We start from the raw sequence: 25,396 nt of genomic DNA on the forward strand, positions 1-25,396 counted from the left end.
AGTTCCAAACGGCGACGGCACCCGGTGCTGCCCGAAAATGAAATGGACATGAGCGAGCTTACGCAATTCTCCGCGCCAAGGCGTTTCATCGGCGGCCAGCTGCTGGGCAGCAGCCAGCTGGTGCTCGGCGTGATCCTGGCCGTGCTCTGCATCGCCATTTCGATTGCGGCGCCGCAATTCTACTCCGAGGCCAATATCATCGCCATCCTGCGCCAATGCGCGCTGGTGCTGATCGTCGCCTCGGGCATGACGATGCTGATCATCACCGCGGAGGTCGACCTGTCGGTCGGTGCATCGCTGGCGTTTGTCGGCTGCATCGGCATGGCCGTGCTCAATTCAACGCACAGCCTGACGCTCGGCCTGCTGGCGGCGCTCGCCTTTTCCGGTGCGGTCGGCCTGTTCAACGGCCTGGTTGTCACCAGGCTCAAGGTGAACTCGCTGATCGCCACCATCGGCACCATGATGATGCTGCAGGGCGGCGTCTATCTGTTCACGCGTGAAGCGGTGCAGAACCACCACCGGCTTGCAAGTTTCACCGATCTCGGCGCTGGCTATATCGGCGCGATCCCGCTGCCCGTAGTCATTGCCGCGCTGATTTTCGCGCTGGCCGCGGCAACGCTACGCTTCACCACGCTCGGCCGCTATCTCTACGCGGTCGGCGCCAATGAGCGCGCGGTTCGCCTCTCCGGCGTGCGCTCGCAACGCTTGAAACTCTTCGCCTTCGTCGTCACCGGCCTTTGCGTCGGCATTGCCGGCATGATCCTGTCGTCGCTGATGAATGCCGGCCAGCCGACCGCCGGCCGCGGCTTCGAGCTGACGGTGATTGCCGCGGTCATCCTCGGCGGCACCAGCCTGCTTGGCGGCCGCGGCTCGCTGCTCGGCACATTGCTTGGAGTGCTGGTGCTGAAGGTCATCGACAACGGCATCATCATCCTCGGCTGGAACCAGGATCTGCAGATGGTGGTGCCGGGAATCGTCATCATCCTGGCGACCTATCTCGACATCGTGCGGAACAGAGCCAATGTCGGTTGATTTCCTCCACCCCGGCGAAACCGTGGCTGTCGACAGAAGCGTGCCGGCGCTGGAGATGCGCGGCATCGGCAAGCGCTTTCCCGGCGTGGTGGCGCTGGACAATGTCGACCTGACCCTGGAACCCGGCAAAATCCACGCCCTGATGGGCGAGAACGGCGCCGGCAAGTCGACGCTGATCAAGATCATGGCCGGGGTCTACGGCAAGGATGCCGGCACCATCCGCCTGCGCGGCCGCGAGGCCGACATCAAGTCGCCGCGCGACAGCCTGAAAGAGGGCATCAAGGTGGTGTTCCAGGAGATCGCGCTGATCGCCGAATTCAGCGTCGCCGAAAACATCTTCCTCGAAGGCTATCCGACCGGCAAGGGCGGCTCGATCGACTGGAAGAAGATCCGTGCCGATGCGGCCGCTCTGTTCAAGCGCATCGGCTTCAACGTCGACCCGGCGGCACGCACGGGATCGCTGCCGGTCAGCCAGCAGCAAATGGTCGAGATCGCCCGCGCACTCGCCCATGAAGCAGGCGTCGTCGTGATGGACGAGCCGACCTCCTCGCTGACGCCGAACGAGGTCTCGCTGCTGTTCACCGTCATTCGCCGGCTGGCCGCGCTCGGCATAGCCGTGCTCTATGTCAGCCACAAGCTCGACGAGGTCTTCGAGATCGCCGACACGGTGACCGTGCTGCGCGACGGCCGCCACGTCTCGACCAGGCCGATCGGCGAGCACACCAACGATACGCTGATCCAGGACATGATCGGCCGGCGCATCGAAAACCTGTTCCCGCGCAAGCGCGGCGCGCCGGGCAGCAAGGTCGCGCTCTCCGTTGAAGGGCTCAGCACCGCCAAAAAGCTGAAGGATGTGTCGTTCGAGGCGCATGCCGGCGAGGTTCTCGGCTTCTTCGGCCTGATGGGGGCAGGCCGGACCGAGCTCGCCAAGGCCATCGTCGGTTACGACCCGATCACTTCCGGCGCCATTTCGGTCGATGGCAGCCGACTGCTGCCGCACGACACGCACACCGGCGTCCAGCTCGGCATCGGGCTGCTCACCGAGGATCGCAAGAGCGAAGGGCTAATGGGCGAGCTGCCGGTCTACCAGAACGCCAGTCTCGCTTCGCTCGGTGCCTTCGCCAGAATGGGCTTCGTCGACAAGGCCAGCGAACGCAAGGCGGTGCAGGACTATGTCGACCGTTTCCGTATCCGGACGCCCAGCCTGTTCCAGCAGGTCAAGAACCTGTCCGGCGGCAATCAGCAGAAGGTGCTGATCTCGCGCTGGCTGATGCGCGGTCTCAAGGTGATCGTCGTCGACGAACCGACCCGCGGCATCGACGTCGGCGCCAAGTCGGAGATTTTCGCGCTCATCGACCGGCTCGCAGGCGAAGGCCTGGCGGTCGTCATGATGACGTCCGAAATGCCCGAACTGCTGGGGCTTGCAGACCGCATCGCGGTGATGTGCGAAGGCCGCCTCACCGCGATCATGCCTCGCGACGAGGCCACGCAGGAGAACATCCTCAATGCGGCGATCGGATAAGATGATGGCACTTCGCAAAGGGAGCAAGTAATGAGCCTTGCAGGCACCCGGTCCATCGAAGCCGCGCCGTCCATGCTGGCGCGGTTGCTGGCGCGGCAGGAACTGGCGCTGCTCCTCTGCCTCATCCTGGTGATCGCGTTCTTTTCCTTCACCGCCGAGAATTTCTTCTCGGTGCGCAACATCACCAATGTGCTCGGTCAGGCTTCGCTGGCGCTGACCGCCGGCATCGGCTGCGCCATCGTCTTCATCTCCGGCGAGGTCGACATCTCGATCGGCTCGCTGCTGGCGACGATCGCGCTGCCGCTGATCATCATCATGAACGACACCAACTCGCTTGTGCTCGGCATCAGTGGTGCGCTGCTGTTCGGGCTGATCATCGGCGTTGTGAACGGCTATCTGACGGCCTATGCCGGCATCAACTCGCTGATCGTGACCCTGGGCACGATGTTCATCATGCGCGGCGGTGTCTACCTCTACACCGGCCAGCGCGCTATCCCCGACGATGCTGCGCTCGACAGCTTCATCGCGCTGTCGGACGGCCGCCTGTTCAATGTCGTTCCCTATTCGGCGGTCATCGCCATCGTCCTGCTCGTCGTCTTCGCCTACATGATGCAGCACCGGCCGTTCGGACGGCAGATCTATGCCGTCGGCGGCAATCCGGAAGTGGCACGGCTGGCGGGTTACGACGTGCGCCGCGTCAAGTTCATCTGCTTCATCATCAGCGCGCTGCTGGCAACGGTCGCAGGCATCATTCTGGCCGCCCGTGTCGGCTCGGCGCAGCATACGGCCGGGCTGAATTTCGAGTTCCAGGTCGTCGCCGCCACCGTGCTCGGCGGCGTGAGCCTTGCCGGCGGCATCGGCAGCCTGACCGGCATGGCGCTCGGCGTGCTGATCCTGCAGTTCCTCTCCAACGGGCTGCGTGGTCTCGGCCTGCCGACCGAGTGGCAACTGGTCATCACCGGCATGATCATCATTGCCGCCGTCGCCTTCGACGAAGCAAAGCGCCGGCGCGCCATTGGAGGCTGATATGGATCGTCTCAAAGGGAAAACCGCAATCGTCACCGGCGCCGCCGACGGCATCGGCCACGCGATCAGCGAGGCGATGGCAAGGGAAGGCGCGCACGTCTTCCTCGGCGACATCGCCGACGAGAAGGGCGAAAACTTCGCAGCCGAGCTGCGCGCCGCCGGCCACCGCGCCGACTACATCCACTGCGACGTGGCGGAGGAGGCCGACATCGCCGCCCTGATAGACGGCGCGGTCGGCAAGACCGGCCATCTCGACATTCTCGTCAACAATGCCGCCATCGCCATCGGCGGCATGCCGGTTCACGAAATGACCGACGAGCAGTGGCACCGGCTGATCGCGGTCAACCTGACCAGCGTGTTCCGCGGCTGCAAATATGCGCTGCCGCATATGATCGCGCAGAAATCCGGCTCGATCATCAACATGGCCTCGGCACAAGGGCATATCGGGCTTGACGGCTGGACCGCCTATGCCGGCGCCAAGGGCGCGGTGATGGCAATGACGCGCCAGATGGCGGTCGAGTTCGGTCCGCTCAACATTCGCGTCAACTCGATCTCGCCCGGCACCATCAACACGCCGATGAACGACAAATTGGTCAAGGAGATCGGTGGCAACCTCGCCAAGGCCTGGGTAAAGATGCATCCGCTCGGCCGCATCGGCAAACCGTCCGAAGTGGCCGAAGCCGCCGTCTATCTCGCCTCCGACGCTGCCGGCTTCACCACCGGCACCGACCTGCGCGTCGATGGCGGCCTCACCGCGGCACCCCGCTACGTACCCGACCTGCTTTGACAACCAACGAGACAAAAATGAACAAGGCCCTCGAAGGCGTCCGCATTCTCGATTTCAGCCATCTGCTGCAAGGGCCGTTCGCCACGCAGCTGCTCGGCGACATGGGCGCCGACATCATCAAGATCGAGCGTGCCGGCGCCGGCGACATGTTCCGCGGCATGACCTTCTTCGCCAAATGGGTCGGCGGCTCCGAAAGCCCGAACTTTCTAGCCTGGAACCGCAACAAGCGCTCCATCGCGCTCAACCTGAAAAGCCGCAAGGTGCATGCCATCATCATGGACATGGCCAAGAAGGCGGATGTGGTGGTGCAGAATTTCCGCCCTGGCGTGCTCGCCAGGCTCGGCTATGGCTACGAGGATTTCAGGGCGGTCAATCCCGGCATCATCTATTGCTCGGGCTCCGGCTATGGCGAGGAAGGCCCCTATGTCGAACGCCCCGGCCAGGACATGCTGATCCAGGGACTGTCCGGGCTGATTTCCAACACCGGCCGCGGCGATCAGGCTCCTGTTCCGGCCGGCGCCGGCCTGGCCGACCAGATCGGCGCCATGAACATGGTCTACGGCATCCTGTCGGCGCTCTACTATCGCGAGAAGACCGGCAAGGGCCAGAAGATCGAGGTCAATCTGCTCGCCGGCATGCTGGCGCATCTCAATCAGGAATATGTCGCGGTGCTCAATCTCGGCGAGGATTTCGTGCGCCCGAATTCCGGCATCGGCCACCCCGGCATGCAGGCGCCGTTCGGTATCTACGAAGCGAAGGACGGCGGCTATGTGTCGATCGCCATGAGCCCGTTCAAGACGCTGTATGAAGTGCTGGAGGCGCCGCAGCTTGCTGTCTACGACGATCTGAAGACGCTGTTCGACAAGCGCGACGAGGTGTTCGACAAGGTCAACGCCGAGACCAGGAAGTTTGCCACGCAGGAGCTGCTGGCGCGGCTGCTCGCAGCCGACATCTGGTGTGCCGAGGTGAAAGACATCCGCCGCGCGGCCGAGGATCCGCAGGTCAGGCACCTGGGCATGATCACCAGCTACGATCATCCGCGCGGTGGCAAGGTCAGGGTGGTCGCACCGGCGGTCAAGATGAGCGAGACGCCGGCTACCATAGAGCGGCCGGCGCCGCTGGTCGGCCAGCATGGCCGCGAGATACTGGCCGAGTTCGGCCTCTCCAGCGGCGAGATTGCAGCACTTGAGGCGTCCGGCGACATGACCGTGGATGCTGCCTGACGATGAGCGTTTACCAGACACTCACCTTGGAAATATCCGGGCGCGTCGCAGTAGTCACCTTCCGGCGCGCCGATCAGCTCAACGCCATGAACCGGCTGATGCAAAGCGAGATCACCGAAGTTTTCGAGGCGCTGTCGCGGGATGACGGGGTCGGCGCGATCGTGGTGACCGGCGAGGGGCGCGGCTTCATGGCCGGCGCCGACATCAAGGAATACGCCGCCCAGACAGCTATCGAGTTCGACGCCTTCCAGGCCGCCGGCACGCGCATGTATGCGGCTATCGAGCAGAACCGCAAGCCGGTCATCGCGGCGGTCAACGGCTTTGCGCTCGGCGGCGGCATGGAGCTGGTGCTGTGCTGCGACCTCGTCATCGCCAACCAGTTCGCGAAGCTCGGCCTGCCCGAGATCAAGCTCGGGCTGATCCCCGGCGGCGGCGGCACGCAGCGCAGCGTCCAGAAGCTCGGCCGCAACCGCGCCAATCTGCTGCTGATGACCGGCGCCATAGTGCCGGCTTCCGAGTTCGTCGGCGCCGGGCTGGTCAACGAGATCGTCGATGCCGAAAGGCTGATGCCGCGGGCGCTGGAACTCGCCGAGATGATCGCCGCCGAACCAGCCGCAGCGATCGAGGGGCTAAAAGCGCTGACAGCGCATGCCGTGTCGGGCGATCTGGCCGGCGGCCTTGCCATGGAGCGCGATGCCCTGGGTGGCCTCTACCGCAGCGAGCTCGGCCAGCGTCGCGTCAAGGAATTTGCTGAAAAGAGCGCGGCGCGGCCGAAGGCTGCGAAATGACGTCCCTGGTCAAGCCGAACCGGCCGCGCTTCACCGACGTCGAGGGCCTGGCTGCGATGGTCGGCGGCGGCGACGTCTTCGGTGTCGGTGGCCATCATTTTGCCCGGCTGCCGATCGCCTTGTTGCGGGCCATCGCCCGCTCGGGCGTCAAGCACCTTCGCTATGTCTGCTGGGCCGGCGGCCTGCCACTCGAACTGCTTCTCGAAGCGAATGCCGTGGCGGAGGTCGATATCTGCTTTTCCAGCCTCGATATTTTTGGCTTGCCGCCGCGCTTCCGCGCGGCTGCCGAGACCAATGCCGTGCCGGTCCGCGACTGGACGGCGCTGGCCATGATCCAGGCGTTGCGGGCCGCGCAGCAGAACCTGCCGTCGATGCCGTTTCAGCTTCCGGAGGGTTCGGACATGCTGGCGCGCGTGCCCGGCGCGATCGCCGTGCCCGATCCGATCGCGGGAATCACGACCGGGATCATCCCGGCCTTGCGGCTCGATACGTTCGTCGTCCATGCCCAGCGTGCCGACGAGAGCGGCAATGTCCAGATCATCGGGCCACGAGCGCTGGATTTCGCCATGGCCGGCGCGGCGCGCCAGGTGCTGGTCACGGTTGAGGAAATCGTCCCGGTCGGAGCGCTGCGGTATGATGGCCGGCAGAGCATTTTGACCCGCAATCAGGTGTCGGCGATCGCCCTGGCGCCAGGCGGTGCCTATCCCGCCTCCTGCCTGCCATTCTATGTGACGGATTATCAAGCGTTGGCGGGGGCGTTCGCGGCCAAGGAAATACCTTTGTCGGACAGCCTGAGTATGCCTTCGGAAGGCGTGCCGGAGCGGGTTCAAGACGCTGCAAAAGTCCGCGCTGAAACAGTCCTCGCAATGCCCGGGCTCGTGCACGGCGAAAAGGAGGCGTCCATCGACGAGATCATCGCCGCCCGCATCGCCGCTGAGCTCGACAATGAGAGCTTTGCCAGTGCCGGCGCGGTGTCGCCGCTGGCCAATGTCGCCTACCGGCTGGCCAAAGCGACGCACGCGCCGGACATGATCATCGCCACCATGAGTTGCGGCCATCTCGACATAGCGCCGAGCCCGATGATCCTGTCGCTGATCGAAAGCCTCGATTGCGAGACGGCGGTGGCGCATGCCGGCGGCGATGACACCTATTCGACCTACTACCAGGCCGGCGCGGTGACGCATGAGATCGTCGGTGCCGCGCAGGTCGATCGAGGCCGGCGCGTCAACACCATTGCGCTGCGCAAGCGCGACGGCAGCCTCATCCGGCTGCCCGGGCAAGGCGGCATGGCCGATGTCGCCAACATGCACCGCGATTATCTGCTCTACGTCCCCCGCCATTCCGTTCAGTCGCTGGTCGAGACGGTCGAGATCGCCAGCTCGGCGCGCGGCCTGCTGACTGAGGCCGAGCGCGAGCCGATGGGCTATCGGACCGGCGCGGCATTGGTGTTCACGGACCTTTGCGTGTTTCGGCTCGACCAGGAGAGCCGGCAATTGGTCGTCGTCGAGACCATGCCGGGCGTGACGCGCCAGCAGGTCCAGGATGCCACCGGCTTTGCCCTGACATTCGATGCCGATTGCCGCGAGGTTGCGCTGCCCTCGAACGAGACGCTCGACATCCTGCGAAACCGCATCGACCCGCTCGGCCTGCGGCGCCTCGAATTCGTCAGCGCCAAGGAGCGTGGCGCGCTGATCGCCGAGATCCTGGCGGCCGACCGGCTGATGGTCGAGCGCTGTATTGCCGCGCAGCGGTCGCATACCGCAACAGGCTGAAGAGGGGGCGGCGCATGGCAAAGCCGTTGCTCGAAATGTCGGCCGCGAAGGTCTTCTTCGATGGCATCTTCACCAGCCCGCGCGTCGCCCATCCGGAAGGCGTGGCCATCCATCGCGACGGCTCGATCTGGTGCGGCACCGAAACCGGCGACCTGCTGCGCCTCGCCGCCGATGGCAGCTCGGTCGAACGCATGGGCGGCACGGATGGCTTTCTGCTCGGTATAGCCTTCGATAGCGCGGGAAACTGTTTTGCCTGCGATTTGAGACATTCGGCGATCTTTCGCTGGAATGCCGCGACGGCTGATATGACGCGCTTCGCTTCGGCCGGCATTCGCGTGCCGAACTATCCCGTGATCGACGAGGCGCGCGGCTGGCTCTACGTTTCCGACAGCGTAGGCGAAGACAACCGCTCCGGCATCTTCCGCTATGATTTGAAGACCGGCGAAGGCGGCCTGTGGTGCAGCGAGGCCATGGCCTTCGCCAACGGCATGGCGATGGCGCCGGGTGGGAATGGGCTTTACGTCGTGGAAAGCCATGCGGCCTGCGTCAACTATGTGCCGATCCGTGCCGACGGCACGGCAGGACCTCGCCAGCTTGTCGTGGACGGCGTGAACAACGTTCCAGATGGCGTCGCCTTCGCGCCGGACGGTTCGCTGTTCATCTCATGCTACGAGCCGAGCCGCATCTATCGTTGGCGAAAAGATAGCGGGCTCGAGGTGCTGATCGAGGATCCGGCGGCAACGACGCTCGCCCATCCCACCAACATCGCCTTCAAGGGCGACAAGCTCTACACCGCAAATCTCGGCCGCTGGCACATCACCGAGATCGACTTGAGGGCGATTTCCTAGATCGGGCCGAACCGGGCGGCGGTCGCCAGGGCTATCGGAGCTGGCCGTGACTGGAGCGGATGCGCAACACCTGCACCCTCGACGGCAGCTCGATCAGGAACTCTTCGTCCCGCTCCAGATGGTGGATTTTTGTCGGATCGCCGCCGGTGAACGCCGCCATCGCCTCGATGTTTTCCCAATAGGAAATCGTCACGAATTCCGAATGGGTCGGCGTGTCCTCGCGAAAGGTCTGCACGCCCAGTGCCTTCTGGATCAGCGGCTTGATGCCGGCCTCGTAATTGTAACTCTCGTACGCATCCGCCTTTTCAGGCACGGTTCTGCCGCGCCAGATACGAGCGATGGTTGGGATTTTCTCGGTAGTTCTCTCTGTCATGGCCAACGAATCCTTGCTGGTCTGATTGGTCCGCGGGCGTTCCAAGGCCAGCCAAGGCACGTATCCCCTGGCTGGCAGCCTGGTATCCCGTTGCCAGCGCTTTTCATCCTCCCCGGCCGACAGGCCTCCTGCCAACCGGCAGGAGACTTACTCCTGATCCTCGGCGCCTGCTCCGTGGAAGAAGGATCGGATTTCCTGCATGTCGACGCTGCCGTCACCGTCCTCATCGACGGCGTTGAATATCCGCCCGACGAAATCCTGGACTTCGCTCTGAGAAAGCGCGCCGTCGCCATCCGCATCTACTATGGCGAACATCATTCGCATCCTCGCGCCATGCATCCCGCGTCCAATGCCACCGCGGCCTCCCGTCTCCCAATCTCGGTGGGGCGGGCCCATCCTGTAGTCGCGATGCCAGTGGTCGCGACCTCGCCGTTCTGTCCGGGGCGCGCGATCCTCTTGCATTCTCTCTTCCAGCATCTCGGTCATCATCTGGCGCATCATATCGCGCATGGCATCCTGCCCGTTCACTGCGGGCGACTGTTCGGTGCCACGATCCGGCGCCGGCGCCGCGGGCGGGCTCGTCTGGCCGAATGCCGGCGCGGCCAACATAGCCAGCGCCCCTGCAATTACAGTGGTTTTGCTTGCGAGCGTCATCGTAATCTCCATCGGTATGAATTGGTGGCTGCTGCATCCAAGCCAAACCGGCTGCTCGCCTCATGGTTCCTGGTCAGTCGGCACGACGGCGCAAAAGTCCGCCTGGTCGCGGCAACGAAAGCCGCTTGCCCACGTTGCCAGTGATGCGAAGCTCCACCAGGAGGAAAAAATGGCTGACGATAAGAGCAAGCGAGATTTCCGCGACCGCGATCGCGTTGCTGCGGAAGACGACCGTGAGGTCGAGTATTTTGCCCAACAGAACGGCATCACCGCCGACCAGGTCCGCCAGCTGATCAAGAGCTTCGGCAATGATCGCGGGCGCCTGATCGAAGCCGCGAAGGCGTTGCGAGGGATTTCACCTGCCGGAGCCGACGAGGTGACCAGCGAAGCCCGCCAACAGAGAACGCCTATGCATCTCGGCAAACCCGACGAGTGATGCCAGGCAGCTGCTCTGCCGCTGCCGCAGCGTCAGAACTTGCGGCTCAAATAATCCGAGCCGCGCAGGCCGAACCGCCACTCCGCATCGACAGCCTTGGAAATGCCGATCCGGCGGCCTGTAAGAATGGCGCTGGCGTCGCCCGGCAGCCTGAATTCGAATGGCGGCACGTCCAGCGGCAGCCCGTCATGGGATTTGTCGATTGCCAGCGCCTGGCAAAGCCGACCTGGTCCCGAACAAAGCAGCCGGGGATCGTCAACGCCGCGATTGGCCCGCATCATATCCAGCCCGGATTGCGGTTCGATTGCGCGGATAAGCACGGCACTGCCGGGCAGGCAGACGGCATTGAGGCACCAGTGCAGGCCATAGGAGCGATAGACATAGGCGCTGCCCGGGGCGCCGAACATGGCGCCATTGCGCACCGTCCTGCCACCGAAAGCATGCGAAGCCGGGTCATCAGGCCGGTAGGCCTCGGTCTCGACGATGATGCCGCCAACGCCGTGCAAGAGCAGCGTGGCGCCAATCATGTCGCGCGCCACGATGGTGGCGTCACGGGCAAAGAATTGATGGTTGGTGGTCAATGTGCATCAGATCTCGGTCACGCCTGAACGTTGCGCGGCAACAAGGTCCCGGACCGGAAGCAAAATGTCCAGCCACAGCGCCGCTGAACCTGGGTGCGATATTCAGCGGAGCATAAACCACCAGTTCCTTCCAGGAACAACCGGCGACCGGGCAGGTTGGGGCAAGCATTGGGGAGAGCAAGATGGACTTGGTGCGCCACGCGCCCAGATGCGCGGCTGTTCGACAATCGGCCCAGCGAGTGCTCATGATCTACTTCACCGCCGACACGCATTTCAGCGACCCGCGCATCCTGCGCATCGATCGCCGTCCGTTCGGCTCGCTGGCGGAACATGACCGGGCGCTCATTGCGTTCTGGAACGAGATTGTCGGGCCGGACGACGAGGTCTGGCATCTCGGCGATTTTGCCAGGGGATCGGCCGCATTCGTGTTGTCGCTGCTGTCGTCTCTTCATGGCAGCAAGCATTTGATCATCGGCAACAACGATGCTGCGGCCACCATCGGCGCCACGGGTTGGGCGAGCACGCAACACTACAAGGAGCTGACGCTCGACGGCAGTCTGCTGATCCTTTGCCACTACCCTTTTCGCACCTGGAACCAGATCGGCAGGAAATCGATCGACCTGCATGGCCATTCTCACGGCAGGCTCACCCCGGTCACGCGTCAGTATGACGTCGGCGTCGACAACTGGGATTTTCGTCCGGTCACGCTAACCACCATCCTCGCCAGCCGCGGCCGAAGGGCGGCTCGGAAAAAACCCGGCTGAAGGCGGCTGGCCGCTACCGGAACCTCCGTGGGGCTGAGGCGTTCGAAATTGCAAAGCGTAGAGGCAACGGCAATGGCTCAGAAGATCACGACAGGCGCGAACGACCGGCCGCGCAATGAAACCATCGGCCAATCCGGCGAAGGCCTGCCGGACGACAGCAGCAAACCGCTCGAGGTCGATGAAGGCTGGGTCGCCCGGCTGAGAAACAAGCTGCTTGGAAAACCCCGGCAAGTCGGTCAGACCAACACGGACGAAGTTCCGGCAGGCATTCCCGGCGCTGGCGAGAATATTTGCCGGCGCTGTGCGGGGTCAGGCATGATCGACGGGCGCACCTGCCCCGAATGCGGCGGAACCGGCAAGGTGATGACGCCGATCGGTTGACAAGCGCCGGTCAGATCGCCGGTACCCACTTCCAGAACACGCCCTCCTTGCGTTCGGGATAGTGCTTGAACTCGCATTCGAAGCGCCAACCGTAGTTCTTGGCGGCGGCAAGCGCTTCCTTGCTGACCGGGTTCATGCCGGTTCCCGGCGCAAACCAGTCCTCCAGCAAGTCATCGGGGACATAGGCGCCGATCCTCAACGGCAGTTGTTCGAGGACGACATCCATTTCGGGCGGTGCAGGCACGGCGGCGCTCCTTTGAGATCAACTCACGAAGAAGTCGTTCGAGGTGGATTGGGTTCCAGACTAGCAAACACCTTCATTTTTGTCCTCTCCCAGGAGGCCCGGTCCTCTAGAATTCGCGGCGCATTTGAGATTGCAAAGCCAGCGCTGGACTGATGTATTCCACCGATTCGATCGGGGGACATGATGGCGGCTGGCAAGGTCACACAGGGGGAAATCAACAAGGCGGCGTGGGGTGCCTGCGACACCTTCAGGGGCACGGTCGACGCGTCGGTCTACAAGGACTACGTGCTCACCATGCTTTTCCTGAAATACATCTCCGATGTATGGAAGGATCACTACGAGACCTACCGCAAGGAGCACGGCGACCATCCCGACCTCATCGAAGCGCTGATGAAGAACGAGCAGTTCGTGTTGCCCAGGGGCGCGAGCTTCTATGACCTCTATGGAGACCGCCACAAGGCCGGCAATGGCGAGCGCATCGACAAGGCGCTCCATGCCATCGAAGAGGCGAACGGCAACAAGCTGCGCGACGTGTTCCAGGACATCTCCTTTAACGCCAACAAGCTGGGTGACGAGGAACAGAAGAACGATATCCTGCGCATGCTCCTGGAGGATTTCGCCAAGGACAGTCTCGACCTCAGGCCGAGCCGGGTCGGTAGCCTCGACATCATCGGTGGCGCTTACGAATACCTCATCTCGCGCTTCGCGGCATCCGCTGGCAAGAAGGCGGGCGAGTTCTATACTCCGGCCGAAGTCTCCACATTGATGGCGCGACTCGTCGAGCCCCAGGAGGGCGACGACATCTGCGATCCCACATGCGGCTCAGGCTCGCTTTTGATGAAATGCGGCCAGGAGATCACCAGGCACACCGGTTCCAGGAAATACGCGCTCTATGGCCAGGAAGCGATCGGCTCGACCTGGGCGCTGGCCAAGATGAACATGTTCCTGCATGGCGAAACCAACCACCAGATCGAATGGGGCGACACCATCGGCAACCCGAAGCTGCGCACTGCGGAAGACCGGCTGCGCCATTTCGATGTCGTGGTTGCCAATCCGCCCTTCAGCCTCGACAAATGGGGATCCGAAAAAGCCACGGCCGATCGCTTCGGGCGCTTCCGTAGGGGCCTGCCGCCGAAAACCAAGGGCGACTACGCCTTCATCCTGCACATGATCGAGACCATGAAGCCGAAGACGGGCCGCATGGCTGTCGTCGTACCGCATGGCGTTCTGTTCCGGGGATCGAGCGAGGGCGAAATCCGCCGCAAGTTAATCGAGGAAAACCTTCTGGATACAGTCATTGGCCTGCCCGAAAAACTGTTCTTCGGCACCAGCATTCCCGCAGCGATCCTTATCTTCCGTAAGAAGAAATCCGATGACACCGTACTCTTCATTGACTCCAGTCGCGACTACGAGGAAGGCACGAACCAGAACCGACTGGGTGACGAGCAGCTCCTGAAAATATTCGCCGCCTTCCACGAACGCGTCTCAATGGACGGGTACGCCCATCTGGCAACGGCAAAAGAGATTGCCGACAACGACTTCAATCTCAACATTCCGCGGTATGTCGACACCTACGAGAAAGAAAAAGAGATCGACCTCATGGCGGTGCGGTCGGAACGTCTGAAGCTGAAGGCGGAGATGGACGAGCTTGAGGCCAGAATGGACGGACATCTGAAGGAACTCGGCTATGGTGCCTGAGGGGTGGGCGGTACAGTCTATCGGCGATGTATTGGAGCGGGTATCAAATCCGGTAGAGGTCGATCCTAATGCTGTCTATGAACAGATAGGCATTCGCTCGCATGGCAAAGGTATCTTTGACAAGGAGCCCGTTACGGGTGCTGAGCTCGGCGACAAGCGGGTGTTCTGGGTTGAGCCGGATTGTTTTATCGTGAACATCGTTTTTGCGTGGGAGCAAGCCGTCGCTCGAACGGCCCCCTCGCATAAGGGCAAAGTCGCATCTCATCGGTTTCCTATGTATCGACCACGTCGAGGCCGAACTGATGTTGACTTCCTCAATTATCTCTTTCGAACTCCGCTCGGAAAATACCTTCTTGGACTTGCATCGCCGGGCGGTGCGGGCAGGAACAAGACTCTTGGACAGACTGAATTCGACCGGCTGAAACTTATTTTGCCACCGGTAGATGAACAGAAGAAGATCGCCGAAATCCTTTCGACCTGGGACGCGGCCATCGAGACGAGCGAAAAGCTGTTAACCAACGCCGAAGCGCAAAAGCTTTCCCTTATGCAACAGCTGCTCACGGGGAAGAGGCGGCTGAAGTGATTTGAGGATCGGGAATGGACGTATCGGGCGCTACGTGAACTTGACGAAATAAGACGTGGAGCATCGCCTCGCCCTATCGATGATCCAAAATGGTTTGCCGATAAAGGTCGTGGATGGGTCCGCATACGCGATGTCACTGCGGCTCAGTCGTCAAAGCTCTTAACTACGGAACAATACCTATCTGACGCGGGCGTTTCTAAGAGCGTATCTGTCGACCCTGGCGAGCTTATAATGTCCATCTGTGCAACCATAGGGGTTCCGCGTCTTGTTGGAGTACCTGTCTGCATTCACGATGGTTTCGTCGTTTTTAGAAAACACGATAAATCATTGGACACTTCGTTTTTGTATTTCTTTCTCCAATTTATAGCAGAAAAGTTGTCAGCCGGAGGGCAGCCGGGTACCCAGAAAAATCTCAATACAACGATCGTCGGGGCAATTCAGACCCCTTGGATATCTCTTAAGGAGCAGGCCGCGATTGCTGAAGCTTTGGAATACGCTGAAATGGCAACCCGGGCGCATGCAAGCTCGGTTGAAAATTTGAGGTATGAAAGACGCGCTCTTATGCAGCAACTTCTGAGCGGCAAGCGAAGAGTTCGACCATGAGCCAGCCTTGGTCCGAACACCAGCAGGTCATTGTCGAGACCTACTCTGGTAGAAAACCTGGTAAGAGTTCCCTGATCCATGTTCGGCCTGTCGAAGGGCAGCCATTTCCGACAACGATGGATGTCGAGTGCTCCCGCCCTATGCGAAAGAATTATCCCCTCGGAACCAGGTTTCGAATCTACGCCAGGGAAACGGACCGTGAAGGTGGCAAACCGTTTCTCTATAGCCATTTTGATTGGCCCTACGAGGTGGTCGAAGACTAATGAACGCTCTCGAACGCCCAAGGACCGACGAGGAAACCCAGGCCAAGGTCCCGGCGCTCGCTTTGCTGATGAAGCTTGGCTGGTCTTACCTATCACCGCAAGAGTGCCTAGGGTTGCGCGGCAGCGAACGGAGGGTGTTGCTCGAAGCTGTGATCCGCGATTATCTCTCAGCCTGGCGCTTTGCCTATCGCGGCGCGAGCCACGCGCTTTCTGCCGGCGGCATCGCCCAGGTTCTGAAGGCGTTCAATGACACCGGCCTCAACGAGGGCCTGACGCTGGCCAACGAGCGCGTCTGGAAGCATCTCGCTCTTGGCGTCACCGTGTCCGAGTTCATGCCGGACGGACACAAGCATTCCGTCACCGTGCCGCTGGTCGACTTCGCGGACACCGCGGGCAACCGCCTCAACGTTACCGAGGAGCTTTCCGTCGAACGGGAGGGCGGGCATGGCCGCTATCGGCCCGACATCGTGCTCTACGTCAACGGCGTCCCCCTAGCCGTCATCGAAGCCAAGCGCCCCACCGGCAGCCATGCCGAAAAGCTGATGCTGGCCGAGGGCGTTTCGCAGCATCTTCGCAACCAGAAGCCTGACGGCATTCCCGCGCTTTATGCCTTTGCCCAGCTCCTGCTTTCCATCTCCGGGCAGGACGGCAAATACGCCACCACCGAGACCCCGGCCAAATTCTGGTCGCTGTGGCGCGAGGAGGAGATTCCCGCCACTAACATCGACTCAATGGCCAACACCAGGCTAACGGCGCAGCAACATTCCGCCCTGTTCGCCGAGCGCCCGCCCCATGTCCGCGCCTTCTTCGATGGCCTCTGGTCGAAGCCTGTCGCCGCGACCGGACAGGATCGGCTGATAATTTCCCTGTTGCGGCCCGATCGCCTTCTAGAGTTCATCCGCTACTTCCTCCTTTTCGATCGCAAGCTCGGCAAGATCGCCGCCCGCTATCCGCAGGTCTTCGGCATCAAGTCGATGCTGCAGCGGATGGGAAAGCGCAACCGCGACGGCGGGCGCGAGGGCGGCGTCATCTGGCACACCACCGGCTCGGGCAAGTCCTTCACCATGGTCTTTCTGCTGAAGGCGCTGTTGATCCACGACGCACTTGCCCGCTGCCGCATTATCGTCATCACCGACCGGGTCGACCTGGAGCGCCAACTGTCGAGCACCTTCATGGCGGGCGGCGCTTTCGGCTCTGCGGTGGCGACGAAGAAGGACGGCGAGAACGCGAAGGCCTCGTCAGGTCGCGACCTGGCCCGGCGCATCGGCTCGGGCAGCGAGCGCATCATGTTCACGCTGCTTCAAAAGTTCAACTCGGCGACACGCTTCAAGGAATGCCACAACGCGTCCGAAGACCTCATCGTGCTGGTCGACGAGGGGCACCGCAGCCATGGCGGCGAGAACCATGAGCGGATGCGCAAGGCCCTGCCCAACGCCGCATTCATCGCCTTCACCGGGACGCCGCTACTGAAGGACGACAAGACGCAGAACAAGTTCGGGCCGATCCTCCACGCCTATACCATGCAGCGGGCGGTGGAGGACGGGACCGTAACGCCACTCCTCTATGAGGAGCGCCGGCCAGTGGTAGACGTGAATGCCGAGGCGATCGACAAATGGTTCGACAAGATCACCACGGGCCTTTCCGACAAGCAGCAATCGGACTTGAAGAAGAAGTTCGCCACCCGTGGCAGCGTCTACCGGGCCGGCAACCGCATCGACCTTATCGCCTGGGACATCGCGACGCACTTCTCGCAGAATTTCAAGGAGCTTGGCACCGGGCTGAAGGCGCAACTGGCGACCGACTCCAAGCTCTCCGCCATCCGCTACAAGCAGGCGCTCGATGCCACGGGCCTTGTCACCAGCGCCGTTATCATCTCGCCGCCCGACACCCGCGAAGGCCATGAGGACACCGACGAGGCGAAGACCCCGGAAGTGCAGAAATGGTGGGCGGCCAATGTGGGCAACGATGCGGAGGGATATGAGCGGCGCGTCATCGAGGATTTCGGCACACCGGGCAAGCCCGACATCCTCATCGTCGTCGACAAGCTGCTGACCGGTTTCGACGAGCCGCGCAATGCCGTGCTCTACATCGACAAGTACCTCAAGGAGCACAATCTGCTCCAGGCCATCGCGCGGGTGAACCGGTTGCATGAGGCTAAGCAGTTCGGATTTCTGATCGACTATCGCGGCATCCTGACGGAACTTGACACTTCGCTGAAGGACTACCAGGACTTCGCCGAGCGCACGCAGGGCGGCTACGACATCGAGGACATCGAAGGCACCTTCGCCAGCGTTGCGACCGAGTACAAGCGCCTGCCTAGCCTCCATGCCTCGCTGTGGGCAATCTTCGGCAGCGTCAAGAACAAGGGCGACCGCGAGCAGTTCCGCCTGGTGTTGACCCCGGATGCGGTTCTTGGCGAAGACGGCGCAAGCTACGATCGCAATCAGAAAGTTCGCGAGGATTTCTATGCCGCGCTGACCGAGTTCGGCATGTGCCTGAAGCTCGCCCTTTCCTCACGCGCCTTCTTCGAGGATGGCTCCTTCACCGAGTCGACGATTGCCGGGTACAAGAAGGACCTGAAGTTCTTCACCGAGCTGCGCATCCAGGCCAAGCAAGATGCCATGGAGACCGTCGACTTTTCAGCTTACGAGGAGCAGATACGCAAGCTAGTCGACAAGCAGGTCGTCGGCGTCGAGATCAAGGAGTTATCGACCTCACGGGCTTCAGCGACCACACGCAGGCTGGCTATGACGCGTCGGGGTGGAGCGACGATAAGGCCCGCGCCGAAACCGATGTCATCAAGACCAGGCTGACCAAAACCATAGAACAGACGTTGGCCGATGACCCCTATGCCCAGGCGGTCTTTTCCGACCTGCTGCGCCAAGCGATCAGGGAGGCGGAATCCCTTTTCGATCATCCGCACAAGCAATACATTCTGTTCAAGGACCTGGAGGAGAAGGCGCGGATGCGGGCCAATCCCCATGTCCCCGACCGCTTTCCGGACAATCCCCATGCGCAGGCCTATTTCGGTCTGTTCCCTATCGTCATGGGCGAGGTCGCAGCGCGGGATCGAGGTGAGGACTGGCTTGTCGCCGAGGCCTTCCACATCGACGGGATCGTGAGCAACTCGGTAGCGACATTCTCGATCAATCCGGCCAACATCGAGGCCGACATCAGGAACAGGCTCCTGCCGCGCTATTTCAAGGCGCTGGGCGGGCTGGACAAGGCCCAGGCGCTGGTAGACCGCATCGTCGAAATCGTTCGCCTGGGGGCTTCCCGTGGCACTCTCTGAGCGCAACCTGTCGACGCTGCGCTATGGCGACCAGAACATCGCCTATGCCGTGCGGGTCAACCCTGCCCGGCGCGAGCGCATTGCCATTCATGTTCATCCGGATGGAGCCGTCGAGGTCGAGGCCCCCGAGGACGCCAGCGAGGAGGCCATCCGCAAGGCCGTGATGAAACGCGCCCGCTGGGTCCTCCGGCACGTCACCGACGCCCGAAAGCGCTTCGAACATGTCCTGCCACGGCAATATGTCAGCGGCGAGCAGGCACTCTATCTCGGACGCCGCTATGTCCTTAAGGTCATCCAGGTGTCCAAGGCCGAGCGGTCCATCAAGCTGAAGCGCGGCCTGCTTGTTGTTGCGACCGACAACACCGACAGGGCGGCGCTCCGGGCTCGCCTGCGGGCCTGGTATCGCGTCAAGGCGCGGGACTATTTCGCCGGCCGCATCGAGACCATTTCCAAGGCGCTGCCCTGGGTCCAGGAGTCGCCGCCCTTCCGGCTGCTCGACATGAAACGGCAATGGGGGAGTTGCGCGAGGGGCGGCTCAGTCACGCTCAATCCGTTCCTGGTCAAGGCTCCACGCGAGGCGGTCGACTACGTCATCACCCACGAGCTTTGCCACTTGAGGGAACATAATCACAGTCCCGAGTTCTTCCGCCTTCTCACACGGTCCATGCCGGGCTGGGAGGTGATCAAGTCGCGGCTGGACCATAGCGCCGAGATCATCCTCAACGACTGAGGCTGTCAGAGTGGCTACTGAGCAGAAACGGATCCCATGTGTCCGGGCCGTACACTTGAAAATATGGCGCACCCGACAGGATTCGAACCTGTGACCTCTGCCTTCGGAGGGCAGCGCTCTATCCAGCTGAGCTACGGGTGCCTTCAGGATCGGCGATCCCAAAAACGAACCAGCCGGTAAACCGGCCAGCCACGGCTTCTTAGCGGAAGCACGCGCCGGCTTCAACGGGCAATCGCGGACGGGCCCAACTTGCCGTAGCAACCCAGACGCTGTCCCGTCCGGCGCCGCGCCTGCTCATTCTGTCACGGTAAGCACTGCCTTGCCGCTGATGCTGCGCTGCCGCAGCGCGTCCAGGGCCTGGCCGACGTCCCGCCACGGCACCGTCAGGACCACGCGCGTTTCGAGCCGGCCGGCTGCGATCAGCGCGAGCAGCGAGGCGATGTCGGCGCCAACCTGCGGACCGGAAGCGTAGTAGGCGAAGGTCTGCAGCCGCGCGCCTTCGTGACCCGGAACGAACTGGCGGAAGCCGATGGGCGTGAGTTCGCCGCTGCTCGAGCCGAACATGACGACGGTCCCGCCGGGCGCCACCCGTTCGATCGCGTGGGCCAGGCTATCGCCGCCGACCGATTCGGTAATCAGCGAGAACAGTCCTTCGGCAAGCTCGATCGTTTCGACGACCCGCTCGGCTCCGAGGCCGTGGAGGTCTTCGGCATGCCGGGCAGCGGCGACCGCGACCACCGATGCGCCCTGCTGGCGGGCGATCTGGATCTGGAAACGGCCGACCGCGCCGCTTGCGCCGGTAATCAGGACCCGCTGGCCGGCCAGGTCGCCGCCGAGGCGCAGAGTCCGCAGCGCGGTCGTGCCTGCAACCGGAACGGTGGCGGCGGCGACGAAGCTGACTTCGTCCGGCAGGACGGCAAGGTGGTCGGTCGGAACGGCGACCCGTTCGGCCCACCCGGCCTCGTCGACCAGAGCCGCAACCCGGGCGCCGATGGGCGGCCCGGAGCCGTCGGCCGCGGCGCGCTCGACAATTCCGGCGACGTCCTGGCCAGGCACCCAGCCGTTCGGTCGGATCTTGAGCAGGCGCAGTTCGCCGCGGTTCAGCGAGACTGCCCGGACCGAGACCAGCGCCTCGTGCGGGGCGGGCTCGGGCTCGCCAAGCTCTGCGAGCCTCAACCCGGTGGCGCTGTCGGGAGATGTGATTAAGCCGAGCATGGTTAGTACTTTCCTGCTGCCTGGCGGACGCCAGCCGGTTCTCCTGTGCCGGGCTTGCCGGTTCGACGTTCAGAACGCCAGCAGGGCACTGAAGGCCCGCTGCCGGCTCCTGAGTTCCTCATCTGGAGGCCTAAACTATCGACTTTCCTGCTTGAGTAATTTAGATGTCTTGGCAGTTAATCGCTAAAATCAGTCAATATGAGACAGCCTCTCCGTTACCCCTGGCCTTTCGATCCGGATGACGTCCTCGCGCCGGCAATCGCCGTGCGCGTCGACGTTACCGAAACCAGGGCAGAGGTGCCGGACCACCACCACCGCAAAGGGCAACTCGTCTTCGCGCTCGGCGGTGGCGTCACATGTCGCGTCCCCAGCGGCCTGTGGATGGTGCCGCCGCATTGCGCGGTGTGGATTCCCAGCGATATGGAGCACAGCAATATCGCGACCGCCAATGCCCGGATTTTCTTCGTCTATATCGAACCGGGAGCTGCCGACCTGCCGGACCGGTGCTGCACGCTGTCGATCTCGCCGTTGCTGCGCGAGCTGATCATCGAGCTGGCGGATCGCGGTGAGGACGATGATGCAAGGAGCGAGCTCTTGACCAGGGTTGTGCTGACCGAACTGCCGCGCATGCCTGTCCAGAAGCTACATTTGCCGATCTCGTCCGAGCAACGCTTGAGGCGCATCGCCGCGGCGTTGGCGCAAGATCCTGCCGATCGCAGCACCCTGGCGGAATGGGCCAATCGCGTTGCGCTCAGCGAAAGCAGTCTCGCACGTCTCGTGGTCAAGGAGACAGAGCTGACCTTCGGGCGCTGGCGCCAGCAATTGCACCTGATCGTCGCATTGCGCGAGCTGGCCTCCGGCGCCAGCGTGCAGCAGGTTTCGGCCGATCTCGGCTATGAATCGGTCACCGCCTTCATCACCATGTTCAAGAAAGCGCTTGGCAAGCCGCCGGCAAAATATCTCAGCAGTATCGCGCAAAACGGCGGTTCTGCGTTTGTCGCCTGAACCCGCACGCGGTCAACTCTCGGACTTCAACCGTCACTGCTCCTCGGCATACAGCAGCCGCGTCTTTGCCTCGGAGGTCGGCAACAGGCTGCGCTGGATCAGCGCCTCGACATGGTCGTTGCGCTGGCGCGCGCTGTCGGCGCCCATCACCACGATGATCAGCCTGTGCCCGTCCGCATTATAGGAAGTAACGATGTTGAAGCCGGAAGCCCTGATGTAGCCGGTCTTGATGCCGTCGACGCCGCGCACCCGGCCGAGCATGTCGTTGTGGCCACGCACCAGCCTGCCGCGGAACATGAAGTCGCTTTCGGAGAAATAGTGGAAATGCTGCGGGAAGCGGGTGTGCAGCGCCATGCCGAGCACCGCCATGTCGCGCGCGCTCGTGTGCTGGTCGCCGTCCGGCAGGCCCGAGGCGTTGCGGAAAACGGTGCTGCTCATGCCGATCTGGCGCGCCTTGGCGGTCATCATGCCGGCGAACGCCTCTTCGCTGCCGCCGAGATATTCGGCAACGGCTACCGCAACGTCGTTGGCCGATTTGACGACGATGGCGCGGATCGCCGAATCGACGTCGATGGTCTCGCCGCGCCTGAACCGCAGCTTGGTCGGCGGCTGCCGGGCGGCGTTGTCCGACACCGGAATTTGCGTCTCCTTGCTGATGCGGCCTGAATCGAGCGCCTCGAACAGAAGGTAGAGCGTCATCATCTTGGTCAGTGACGCCGGATAACGCGGCGCCGTCGAATTGACCTCGAACAGCGTCTTGCCGGTGCCGGCATCGATGACCATCGCGGCATATTTCTGCGGCGGCGCCGGTACCGCCAGCACGCTGTCGGGCGGCGTCACCGTCGTACAGCCGGCAGCAAACAGCAGCAGCGCCAGCACAGCGACGCATTTGTGGATGAACGAAAAGAACCGGAAGGCGGACAAGTCAGTTCCGAAGGCAGGCTGTTTCTGAGACGAGGCGAAGCTATCTTAACGCAAAGGCACAGTCCATTTGGTTAATATCGGGCTGGCCCTGGATTGGTGCCCTGTCCACAGGCTCGCGATGCGGCCGTGCAGGCGCCGTGTGATGGGAATTGCCGGCCGCACCGCTTGCGCAGCCGACGGCGAGTGGGCTTTGCTGGCGCCGGCAGAATCGGGCTGGCAGAATCCGGGAGGATCGGTAGGTGCACATGGATACGGTCGCGATCGCGGCAAAAGGCATTTCGGTATCGGTCGATCTGGCCGTCGGCCATCTCGCCGACATGACGGTCGATATCGATGGCCGCCGGCTGAAGCCGCTGCATCGCGCACCCTGGGTCGGCGAGCCGCGCGAGACGCTGCCGAAAGACCTGCCTGAAGGGACGGTCCACCTGTCCGGCGATTTCCTCTGCGCGCCGTTCTCGGTCAGCGACGTCGAAGCGGCACCTTTGCATGGCTGGCCGGCCAATAGTCGCTGGGATGTCGTCGACAGCGCGGCAACCGCCGATGGCTGGCGCGCCGTCTTCCGCCTGCAGCGCCCGGTTATGGGCGCGACCGTCGACAAGATCCTGACCTTGCGCGACGATCATCCGTTTCTCTATCAGGAGCACGTCTTTTCCGGCGGCGCCGGCGTCATTCCCGTCGCCCATCACCCGATGACGGTAATGACGGCCGGCGGCAGGCTGGCCTTCTCGCCGAAGCGCCTTGCCGCGACGCCGAACGAGGCGCCGGAGCCCGATCCGGCCCGCGGCCGCTCGTTGCTTGCCTACCCGGCGCGCAGCACCGACCTGACGCGCTTTCCCGCCGCCAACGGCGGCACGATCGACCTGACCGCCTATCGCATGGACCAGGAGCGTGAGGACTTCGTCACGCTGGTCGAGGCGGATCATGGCGGGCCGGGCTGGACCGCGCTGGCGCGCCAGGCGGAAGCCGATCTCGTGCTGGTGCTGAAGAACCCGGCCGAATTGCCGGTCACCATGCTGTGGGTCAGCAATGGCGGGCGCGACTATGCGCCATGGAGTGGCCGCCACCGCGGCGTGCTCGGCATCGAGGACGGCCGCACCGCCGTCGGCCATGCCGCATCGCTCGGCGACAACTGGCTGAAGCGCGAAGGCGTGGCGACCGCCTTTGCCCTTTCTGAAGGGCGCAGCTTTTCGTTCCGCCATGTCATCGGCGCGCTGCCGTGGCCATCCGGCGAGCCGCGCGATGTCACGACCTCGCCGGGCCGCATGCGCATCCTGGCCGCCGACGACGCCGTGCGCGACATTGTCTTCGACAGCGATTTCCTGCGGATCGGCAGGTCGGTCCCAGCTTGAGAGCTCGCCTCCCCACCTTCGTCATCCCAGGGCGGAGCAGGAGCGAAGCGACGTCGCGGAGACCCTGGGATGACGAAAGGGACGATCGTTTCGGGCAATCTCAAAGCTTTGCGATTTGCCAACGGACGGTCAAAATCCCTGAGCGAGGAAGCTAATCTCGGGTTTGAAATTCCCGCGAATTGTCGCCAAGATCGAAAACACTCAGCCAGAAAGGCTCCAATGTCCGAGATCGCCCATATCGCTGCTGCCATTTTCAAGCGCGCCGGCAAGGCACAGCGCTTCGTCGTTGCCATTGCCGGTCCGCCCGGCGCCGGCAAGTCGACATTGTCGGCAGGCTTGCACGACCTGCTGCCGGAAGGCACGGCGGAGGTCGTGCCGATGGACGGCTTCCATTACGACGATGTCGTGCTCGAGCAACGCGGCCTTCGCGCGCGAAAAGGTGCCCCGGAAACCTTTGATTTTGCCGGCTTCGAAACGCTGCTGAAGCGCATCCGCGCCGGCGAGCCGGATATCGCCATCCCGGTCTTCGACCGCAGCATGGAGCTGTCGCGCGCCGCCGCTGCGATCATCGCCGCCGAGACCAAATTCATCCTGGTCGAAGGCAATTATCTGCTGCTCGACGAAAAGCCATGGACGCGGCTGGCGCCGCTGTTCGACTTCTCGATCTTCGTCGATGTGCCGCGCGCCGAGCTCGAGCGCCGGCTGCTGGAGCGATGGCACGAGCACGGCCGGTCCGACGAGGACGCGCGCGCCTGGATCGCTTCCAACGACATGCCGAACATCGATCGGGTGCTTGCCCGTCGGCGACCCGCCGACCTGGTGGTCGGCGACCAAGCCTGATCTGTAAGGACTGTTCGGCCGGAACCTTAACACTTTCAGGCCGTTATCCCGGACACGGCAATCGTGCCGCATGAGGGAACAGTTCGATGGAAACCATGGCAAGAAAGCCTGCGCCCGCCAAGGGCAGGGCAACACGAAAAGTAACTCGAGCGAAAACCAGCGCCGGCCCGGCAGCGGCGGCCCGCTCCAAGGATGCGGCAAAGCCCAGCTTTGGCAAGGCAGCGCCGAAAAAGGTGATGCCTGCTGCGAGCAAGGCCGCAACTCCCAAAGCCGCCAGCCCTAAAAAGCCGGCAAGCAGCAGAGGATCGATCGCAGGCAGCGCAATGCGCACCGTCAAAACGACGGCCAACGTCGCCGCCGGTGCCGTGCTAGCGACCGCCAAAGGTGCGGCCTCGCTTGCCGCTTCCGTAGTCGGCAAGAGCTCGAAACGCCGGACCAAGGCAAAATAGCCGGTCCAGTCAGG

The 25,396-nt window shown here is 62.9% G+C and carries 26 protein-coding genes, 1 tRNA gene and 1 pseudogene; 20 read left to right on the plus strand and 8 right to left on the minus strand.

What is annotated here, in order from left to right; all coding sequences use genetic code 11:
- The first annotated feature begins 48 nt into the window (after positions 1–48).
- Genes NKI95_RS09720 through NKI95_RS09755 form a run of 8 tightly spaced genes read left to right on the plus strand, consistent with a single transcriptional unit; the run spans position 49 to position 8,998 of the window.
- Positions 49–1,032: an ABC transporter permease gene (locus tag NKI95_RS09720; protein ID WP_352716272.1), complete on the plus strand. Its 984-nt coding sequence runs from the start codon at positions 49–51 to the stop codon at positions 1,030–1,032.
- Positions 1,022–2,554 carry a sugar ABC transporter ATP-binding protein gene (locus NKI95_RS09725; RefSeq protein ID WP_352716274.1) on the plus strand — a complete coding sequence of 511 codons (1,533 nt, stop codon included), beginning with the start codon at positions 1,022–1,024 and terminating at the stop codon, positions 2,552–2,554. The genes NKI95_RS09720 and NKI95_RS09725 overlap by 11 nt, the downstream gene beginning before the upstream one ends.
- Positions 2,555–2,584: 30 nt before the next feature.
- Positions 2,585–3,580 (plus strand): ABC transporter permease, encoded by a 996-nt coding sequence (locus NKI95_RS09730; protein WP_352716275.1) that lies wholly within the window; start codon positions 2,585–2,587, stop codon positions 3,578–3,580.
- A gap of 1 nt (position 3,581) precedes the next feature.
- Positions 3,582–4,367 carry an SDR family NAD(P)-dependent oxidoreductase gene (locus NKI95_RS09735; RefSeq protein ID WP_352709131.1) on the plus strand — a complete coding sequence of 262 codons (786 nt, stop codon included), beginning with the start codon at positions 3,582–3,584 and terminating at the stop codon, positions 4,365–4,367.
- Positions 4,368–4,384: 17 nt separating this feature from the next.
- Entirely contained in the window at positions 4,385–5,590 is a 1,206-nt protein-coding gene (locus NKI95_RS09740; protein ID WP_352716277.1) for a CaiB/BaiF CoA transferase family protein, read from the plus strand.
- A 2-nt stretch (positions 5,591–5,592) separates the two neighbouring features.
- Entirely contained in the window at positions 5,593–6,378 is a 786-nt protein-coding gene (locus NKI95_RS09745) for an enoyl-CoA hydratase/isomerase family protein (protein WP_352716279.1), read from the plus strand.
- Positions 6,375–8,150: a CoA-transferase gene (locus NKI95_RS09750; protein ID WP_352716280.1), complete on the plus strand. Its 1,776-nt coding sequence runs from the start codon at positions 6,375–6,377 to the stop codon at positions 8,148–8,150. The genes NKI95_RS09745 and NKI95_RS09750 overlap by 4 nt, the downstream gene beginning before the upstream one ends.
- Before the next feature lie 14 nt (positions 8,151–8,164).
- Positions 8,165–8,998, plus strand: a complete 834-nt coding sequence (locus NKI95_RS09755; protein ID WP_352716282.1) for an SMP-30/gluconolactonase/LRE family protein — start codon at positions 8,165–8,167, stop codon at positions 8,996–8,998.
- A gap of 31 nt (positions 8,999–9,029) precedes the next feature.
- Here the strand turns inward: NKI95_RS09755 and NKI95_RS09760 are convergent, their stop codons facing one another.
- Positions 9,030–9,371 (minus strand): antibiotic biosynthesis monooxygenase family protein, encoded by a 342-nt coding sequence (locus NKI95_RS09760; protein ID WP_352716284.1) that lies wholly within the window; start codon positions 9,369–9,371, stop codon positions 9,030–9,032.
- Positions 9,372–9,518: 147 nt separating this feature from the next.
- Positions 9,519–10,025, minus strand: coding sequence for an EF-hand domain-containing protein (locus NKI95_RS09765; protein ID WP_352716286.1), 507 nt, complete (start codon positions 10,023–10,025; stop codon positions 9,519–9,521).
- A gap of 169 nt (positions 10,026–10,194) precedes the next feature.
- Between NKI95_RS09765 and NKI95_RS09770 the strand changes: the two genes are divergently transcribed.
- Positions 10,195–10,461, plus strand: a complete 267-nt coding sequence (locus tag NKI95_RS09770; protein WP_352716288.1) for a DUF3606 domain-containing protein — start codon at positions 10,195–10,197, stop codon at positions 10,459–10,461.
- Positions 10,462–10,493: 32 nt separating this feature from the next.
- On the opposite strand, the gene NKI95_RS09775 is transcribed toward NKI95_RS09770, so the two are convergent.
- Positions 10,494–11,042 carry a DNA-3-methyladenine glycosylase gene (locus NKI95_RS09775; RefSeq protein ID WP_352716290.1) on the minus strand — a complete coding sequence of 183 codons (549 nt, stop codon included), beginning with the start codon at positions 11,040–11,042 and terminating at the stop codon, positions 10,494–10,496.
- Between the two features lie 245 nt (positions 11,043–11,287).
- Between NKI95_RS09775 and NKI95_RS09780 the strand changes: the two genes are divergently transcribed.
- On the plus strand, positions 11,288–11,806 hold the full coding sequence (locus tag NKI95_RS09780) for a metallophosphoesterase (RefSeq protein WP_352716291.1): 519 nt from the start codon (positions 11,288–11,290) through the stop codon (positions 11,804–11,806).
- A 72-nt stretch (positions 11,807–11,878) separates the two neighbouring features.
- The gene (locus NKI95_RS09785) at positions 11,879–12,187 is read left to right on the plus strand and encodes a hypothetical protein (protein ID WP_352716410.1); all 309 of its coding nucleotides are present in this window, start codon (positions 11,879–11,881) and stop codon (positions 12,185–12,187) included.
- Positions 12,188–12,197: 10 nt separating this feature from the next.
- On the opposite strand, the gene NKI95_RS09790 is transcribed toward NKI95_RS09785, so the two are convergent.
- Entirely contained in the window at positions 12,198–12,431 is a 234-nt protein-coding gene (locus tag NKI95_RS09790) for a hypothetical protein (RefSeq protein ID WP_352716293.1), read from the minus strand.
- A 183-nt stretch (positions 12,432–12,614) separates the two neighbouring features.
- Between NKI95_RS09790 and NKI95_RS09795 the strand changes: the two genes are divergently transcribed.
- The 6 genes and pseudogenes from NKI95_RS09795 to NKI95_RS09820 all read left to right on the plus strand — a co-directional run bounded on the left by NKI95_RS09795 (position 12,615) and on the right by NKI95_RS09820 (position 19,600).
- A complete protein-coding gene (locus NKI95_RS09795) occupies positions 12,615–14,129 on the plus strand; it encodes a type I restriction-modification system subunit M (RefSeq protein ID WP_352716295.1) in 1,515 nt (504 codons plus the stop codon).
- Positions 14,119–14,712 (plus strand): restriction endonuclease subunit S, encoded by a 594-nt coding sequence (locus tag NKI95_RS09800; RefSeq protein WP_352716297.1) that lies wholly within the window; start codon positions 14,119–14,121, stop codon positions 14,710–14,712. The genes NKI95_RS09795 and NKI95_RS09800 overlap by 11 nt, the downstream gene beginning before the upstream one ends.
- Before the next feature lie 24 nt (positions 14,713–14,736).
- A pseudogene (locus NKI95_RS09805) lies at positions 14,737–15,315 on the plus strand (restriction endonuclease subunit S); the annotation flags it as partial.
- Between the two features lie 262 nt (positions 15,316–15,577).
- Positions 15,578–18,391: a type I restriction endonuclease subunit R gene (locus NKI95_RS09810; protein ID WP_352716299.1), complete on the plus strand. Its 2,814-nt coding sequence runs from the start codon at positions 15,578–15,580 to the stop codon at positions 18,389–18,391.
- A gap of 20 nt (positions 18,392–18,411) precedes the next feature.
- Positions 18,412–18,870 (plus strand): hypothetical protein, encoded by a 459-nt coding sequence (locus tag NKI95_RS09815; protein WP_352716301.1) that lies wholly within the window; start codon positions 18,412–18,414, stop codon positions 18,868–18,870.
- Positions 18,857–19,600: a M48 family metallopeptidase gene (locus tag NKI95_RS09820; RefSeq protein WP_352716303.1), complete on the plus strand. Its 744-nt coding sequence runs from the start codon at positions 18,857–18,859 to the stop codon at positions 19,598–19,600. Before NKI95_RS09815 ends, NKI95_RS09820 begins: the two co-directional genes overlap by 14 nt.
- A gap of 64 nt (positions 19,601–19,664) precedes the next feature.
- Here NKI95_RS09820 and NKI95_RS09825 read toward each other — a convergent pair.
- Both NKI95_RS09825 and NKI95_RS09830 read right to left on the minus strand, forming a co-directional pair.
- A tRNA-Arg gene (locus NKI95_RS09825) sits at positions 19,665–19,741 on the minus strand.
- A 153-nt stretch (positions 19,742–19,894) separates the two neighbouring features.
- On the minus strand, positions 19,895–20,815 hold the full coding sequence (locus tag NKI95_RS09830) for a zinc-binding dehydrogenase (protein ID WP_352716305.1): 921 nt from the start codon (positions 20,813–20,815) through the stop codon (positions 19,895–19,897).
- Between the two features lie 198 nt (positions 20,816–21,013).
- Here NKI95_RS09830 and NKI95_RS09835 point away from each other — a divergent pair, with 198 nt between their 5' ends.
- Complete coding sequence (locus NKI95_RS09835; protein ID WP_352716307.1) at positions 21,014–21,820, plus strand: AraC family transcriptional regulator; 807 nt, start codon at positions 21,014–21,016, stop codon at positions 21,818–21,820.
- 33 nt (positions 21,821–21,853) lie between these two features.
- Here NKI95_RS09835 and NKI95_RS09840 read toward each other — a convergent pair whose 3' ends face one another.
- Positions 21,854–22,744 (minus strand): D-alanyl-D-alanine carboxypeptidase family protein, encoded by an 891-nt coding sequence (locus tag NKI95_RS09840; RefSeq protein ID WP_352716309.1) that lies wholly within the window; start codon positions 22,742–22,744, stop codon positions 21,854–21,856.
- Positions 22,745–22,989: 245 nt separating this feature from the next.
- Between NKI95_RS09840 and NKI95_RS09845 the strand changes: the two genes are divergently transcribed.
- Both NKI95_RS09845 and NKI95_RS09850 read left to right on the plus strand, forming a co-directional pair.
- Positions 22,990–24,093: a hypothetical protein gene (locus tag NKI95_RS09845; protein WP_352716311.1), complete on the plus strand. Its 1,104-nt coding sequence runs from the start codon at positions 22,990–22,992 to the stop codon at positions 24,091–24,093.
- 219 nt (positions 24,094–24,312) lie between these two features.
- Positions 24,313–24,933 (plus strand): nucleoside triphosphate hydrolase, encoded by a 621-nt coding sequence (locus NKI95_RS09850; RefSeq protein WP_352716313.1) that lies wholly within the window; start codon positions 24,313–24,315, stop codon positions 24,931–24,933.
- A 43-nt stretch (positions 24,934–24,976) separates the two neighbouring features.
- On the opposite strand, the gene NKI95_RS09855 is transcribed toward NKI95_RS09850, so the two are convergent.
- Positions 24,977–25,282, minus strand: coding sequence for a hypothetical protein (locus NKI95_RS09855; RefSeq protein ID WP_352716314.1), 306 nt, complete (start codon positions 25,280–25,282; stop codon positions 24,977–24,979).
- Between the last annotated feature and the right edge of the window lie 114 nt (positions 25,283–25,396).

The sequence above is a fragment of the Mesorhizobium sp. M0306 genome, assembly GCF_040321655.1.
GTDB lineage: Bacteria > Pseudomonadota > Alphaproteobacteria > Rhizobiales > Rhizobiaceae > Mesorhizobium.

Excerpts from the sequence above, each read along its gene's own strand:
- NKI95_RS09800 (WP_352716297.1), top strand. The coding sequence starts at position 14,119 with ATGGTGCCTGAGGGGTGGGCGGTACAGTCTATCGGCGATGTATTGGAG.
- NKI95_RS09750 (WP_352716280.1), top strand. The coding sequence starts at position 6,375 with ATGACGTCCCTGGTCAAGCCGAACCGGCCGCGCTTCACCGACGTCGAG.
- NKI95_RS09730 (WP_352716275.1), top strand. The coding sequence starts at position 2,585 with ATGAGCCTTGCAGGCACCCGGTCCATCGAAGCCGCGCCGTCCATGCTG.
- NKI95_RS09785 (WP_352716410.1), top strand. The coding sequence starts at position 11,879 with ATGGCTCAGAAGATCACGACAGGCGCGAACGACCGGCCGCGCAATGAA.
- NKI95_RS09780 (WP_352716291.1), top strand. The coding sequence starts at position 11,288 with ATGATCTACTTCACCGCCGACACGCATTTCAGCGACCCGCGCATCCTG.
- NKI95_RS09725 (WP_352716274.1), top strand. The coding sequence starts at position 1,022 with ATGTCGGTTGATTTCCTCCACCCCGGCGAAACCGTGGCTGTCGACAGA.
- NKI95_RS09765 (WP_352716286.1), bottom strand. The coding sequence starts at position 10,025 with ATGACGCTCGCAAGCAAAACCACTGTAATTGCAGGGGCGCTGGCTATG.
- NKI95_RS09810 (WP_352716299.1), top strand. The coding sequence starts at position 15,578 with ATGAACGCTCTCGAACGCCCAAGGACCGACGAGGAAACCCAGGCCAAG.
- NKI95_RS09755 (WP_352716282.1), top strand. The coding sequence starts at position 8,165 with ATGGCAAAGCCGTTGCTCGAAATGTCGGCCGCGAAGGTCTTCTTCGAT.
- NKI95_RS09770 (WP_352716288.1), top strand. The coding sequence starts at position 10,195 with ATGGCTGACGATAAGAGCAAGCGAGATTTCCGCGACCGCGATCGCGTT.
- NKI95_RS09795 (WP_352716295.1), top strand. The coding sequence starts at position 12,615 with ATGGCGGCTGGCAAGGTCACACAGGGGGAAATCAACAAGGCGGCGTGG.
- NKI95_RS09735 (WP_352709131.1), top strand. The coding sequence starts at position 3,582 with ATGGATCGTCTCAAAGGGAAAACCGCAATCGTCACCGGCGCCGCCGAC.
- NKI95_RS09740 (WP_352716277.1), top strand. The coding sequence starts at position 4,385 with ATGAACAAGGCCCTCGAAGGCGTCCGCATTCTCGATTTCAGCCATCTG.
- NKI95_RS09760 (WP_352716284.1), bottom strand. The coding sequence starts at position 9,371 with ATGACAGAGAGAACTACCGAGAAAATCCCAACCATCGCTCGTATCTGG.
- NKI95_RS09835 (WP_352716307.1), top strand. The coding sequence starts at position 21,014 with ATGAGACAGCCTCTCCGTTACCCCTGGCCTTTCGATCCGGATGACGTC.
- NKI95_RS09745 (WP_352716279.1), top strand. The coding sequence starts at position 5,593 with ATGAGCGTTTACCAGACACTCACCTTGGAAATATCCGGGCGCGTCGCA.
- NKI95_RS09720 (WP_352716272.1), top strand. The coding sequence starts at position 49 with ATGAGCGAGCTTACGCAATTCTCCGCGCCAAGGCGTTTCATCGGCGGC.
- NKI95_RS09845 (WP_352716311.1), top strand. The coding sequence starts at position 22,990 with ATGGATACGGTCGCGATCGCGGCAAAAGGCATTTCGGTATCGGTCGAT.
- NKI95_RS09850 (WP_352716313.1), top strand. The coding sequence starts at position 24,313 with ATGTCCGAGATCGCCCATATCGCTGCTGCCATTTTCAAGCGCGCCGGC.
- NKI95_RS09830 (WP_352716305.1), bottom strand. The coding sequence starts at position 20,815 with ATGCTCGGCTTAATCACATCTCCCGACAGCGCCACCGGGTTGAGGCTC.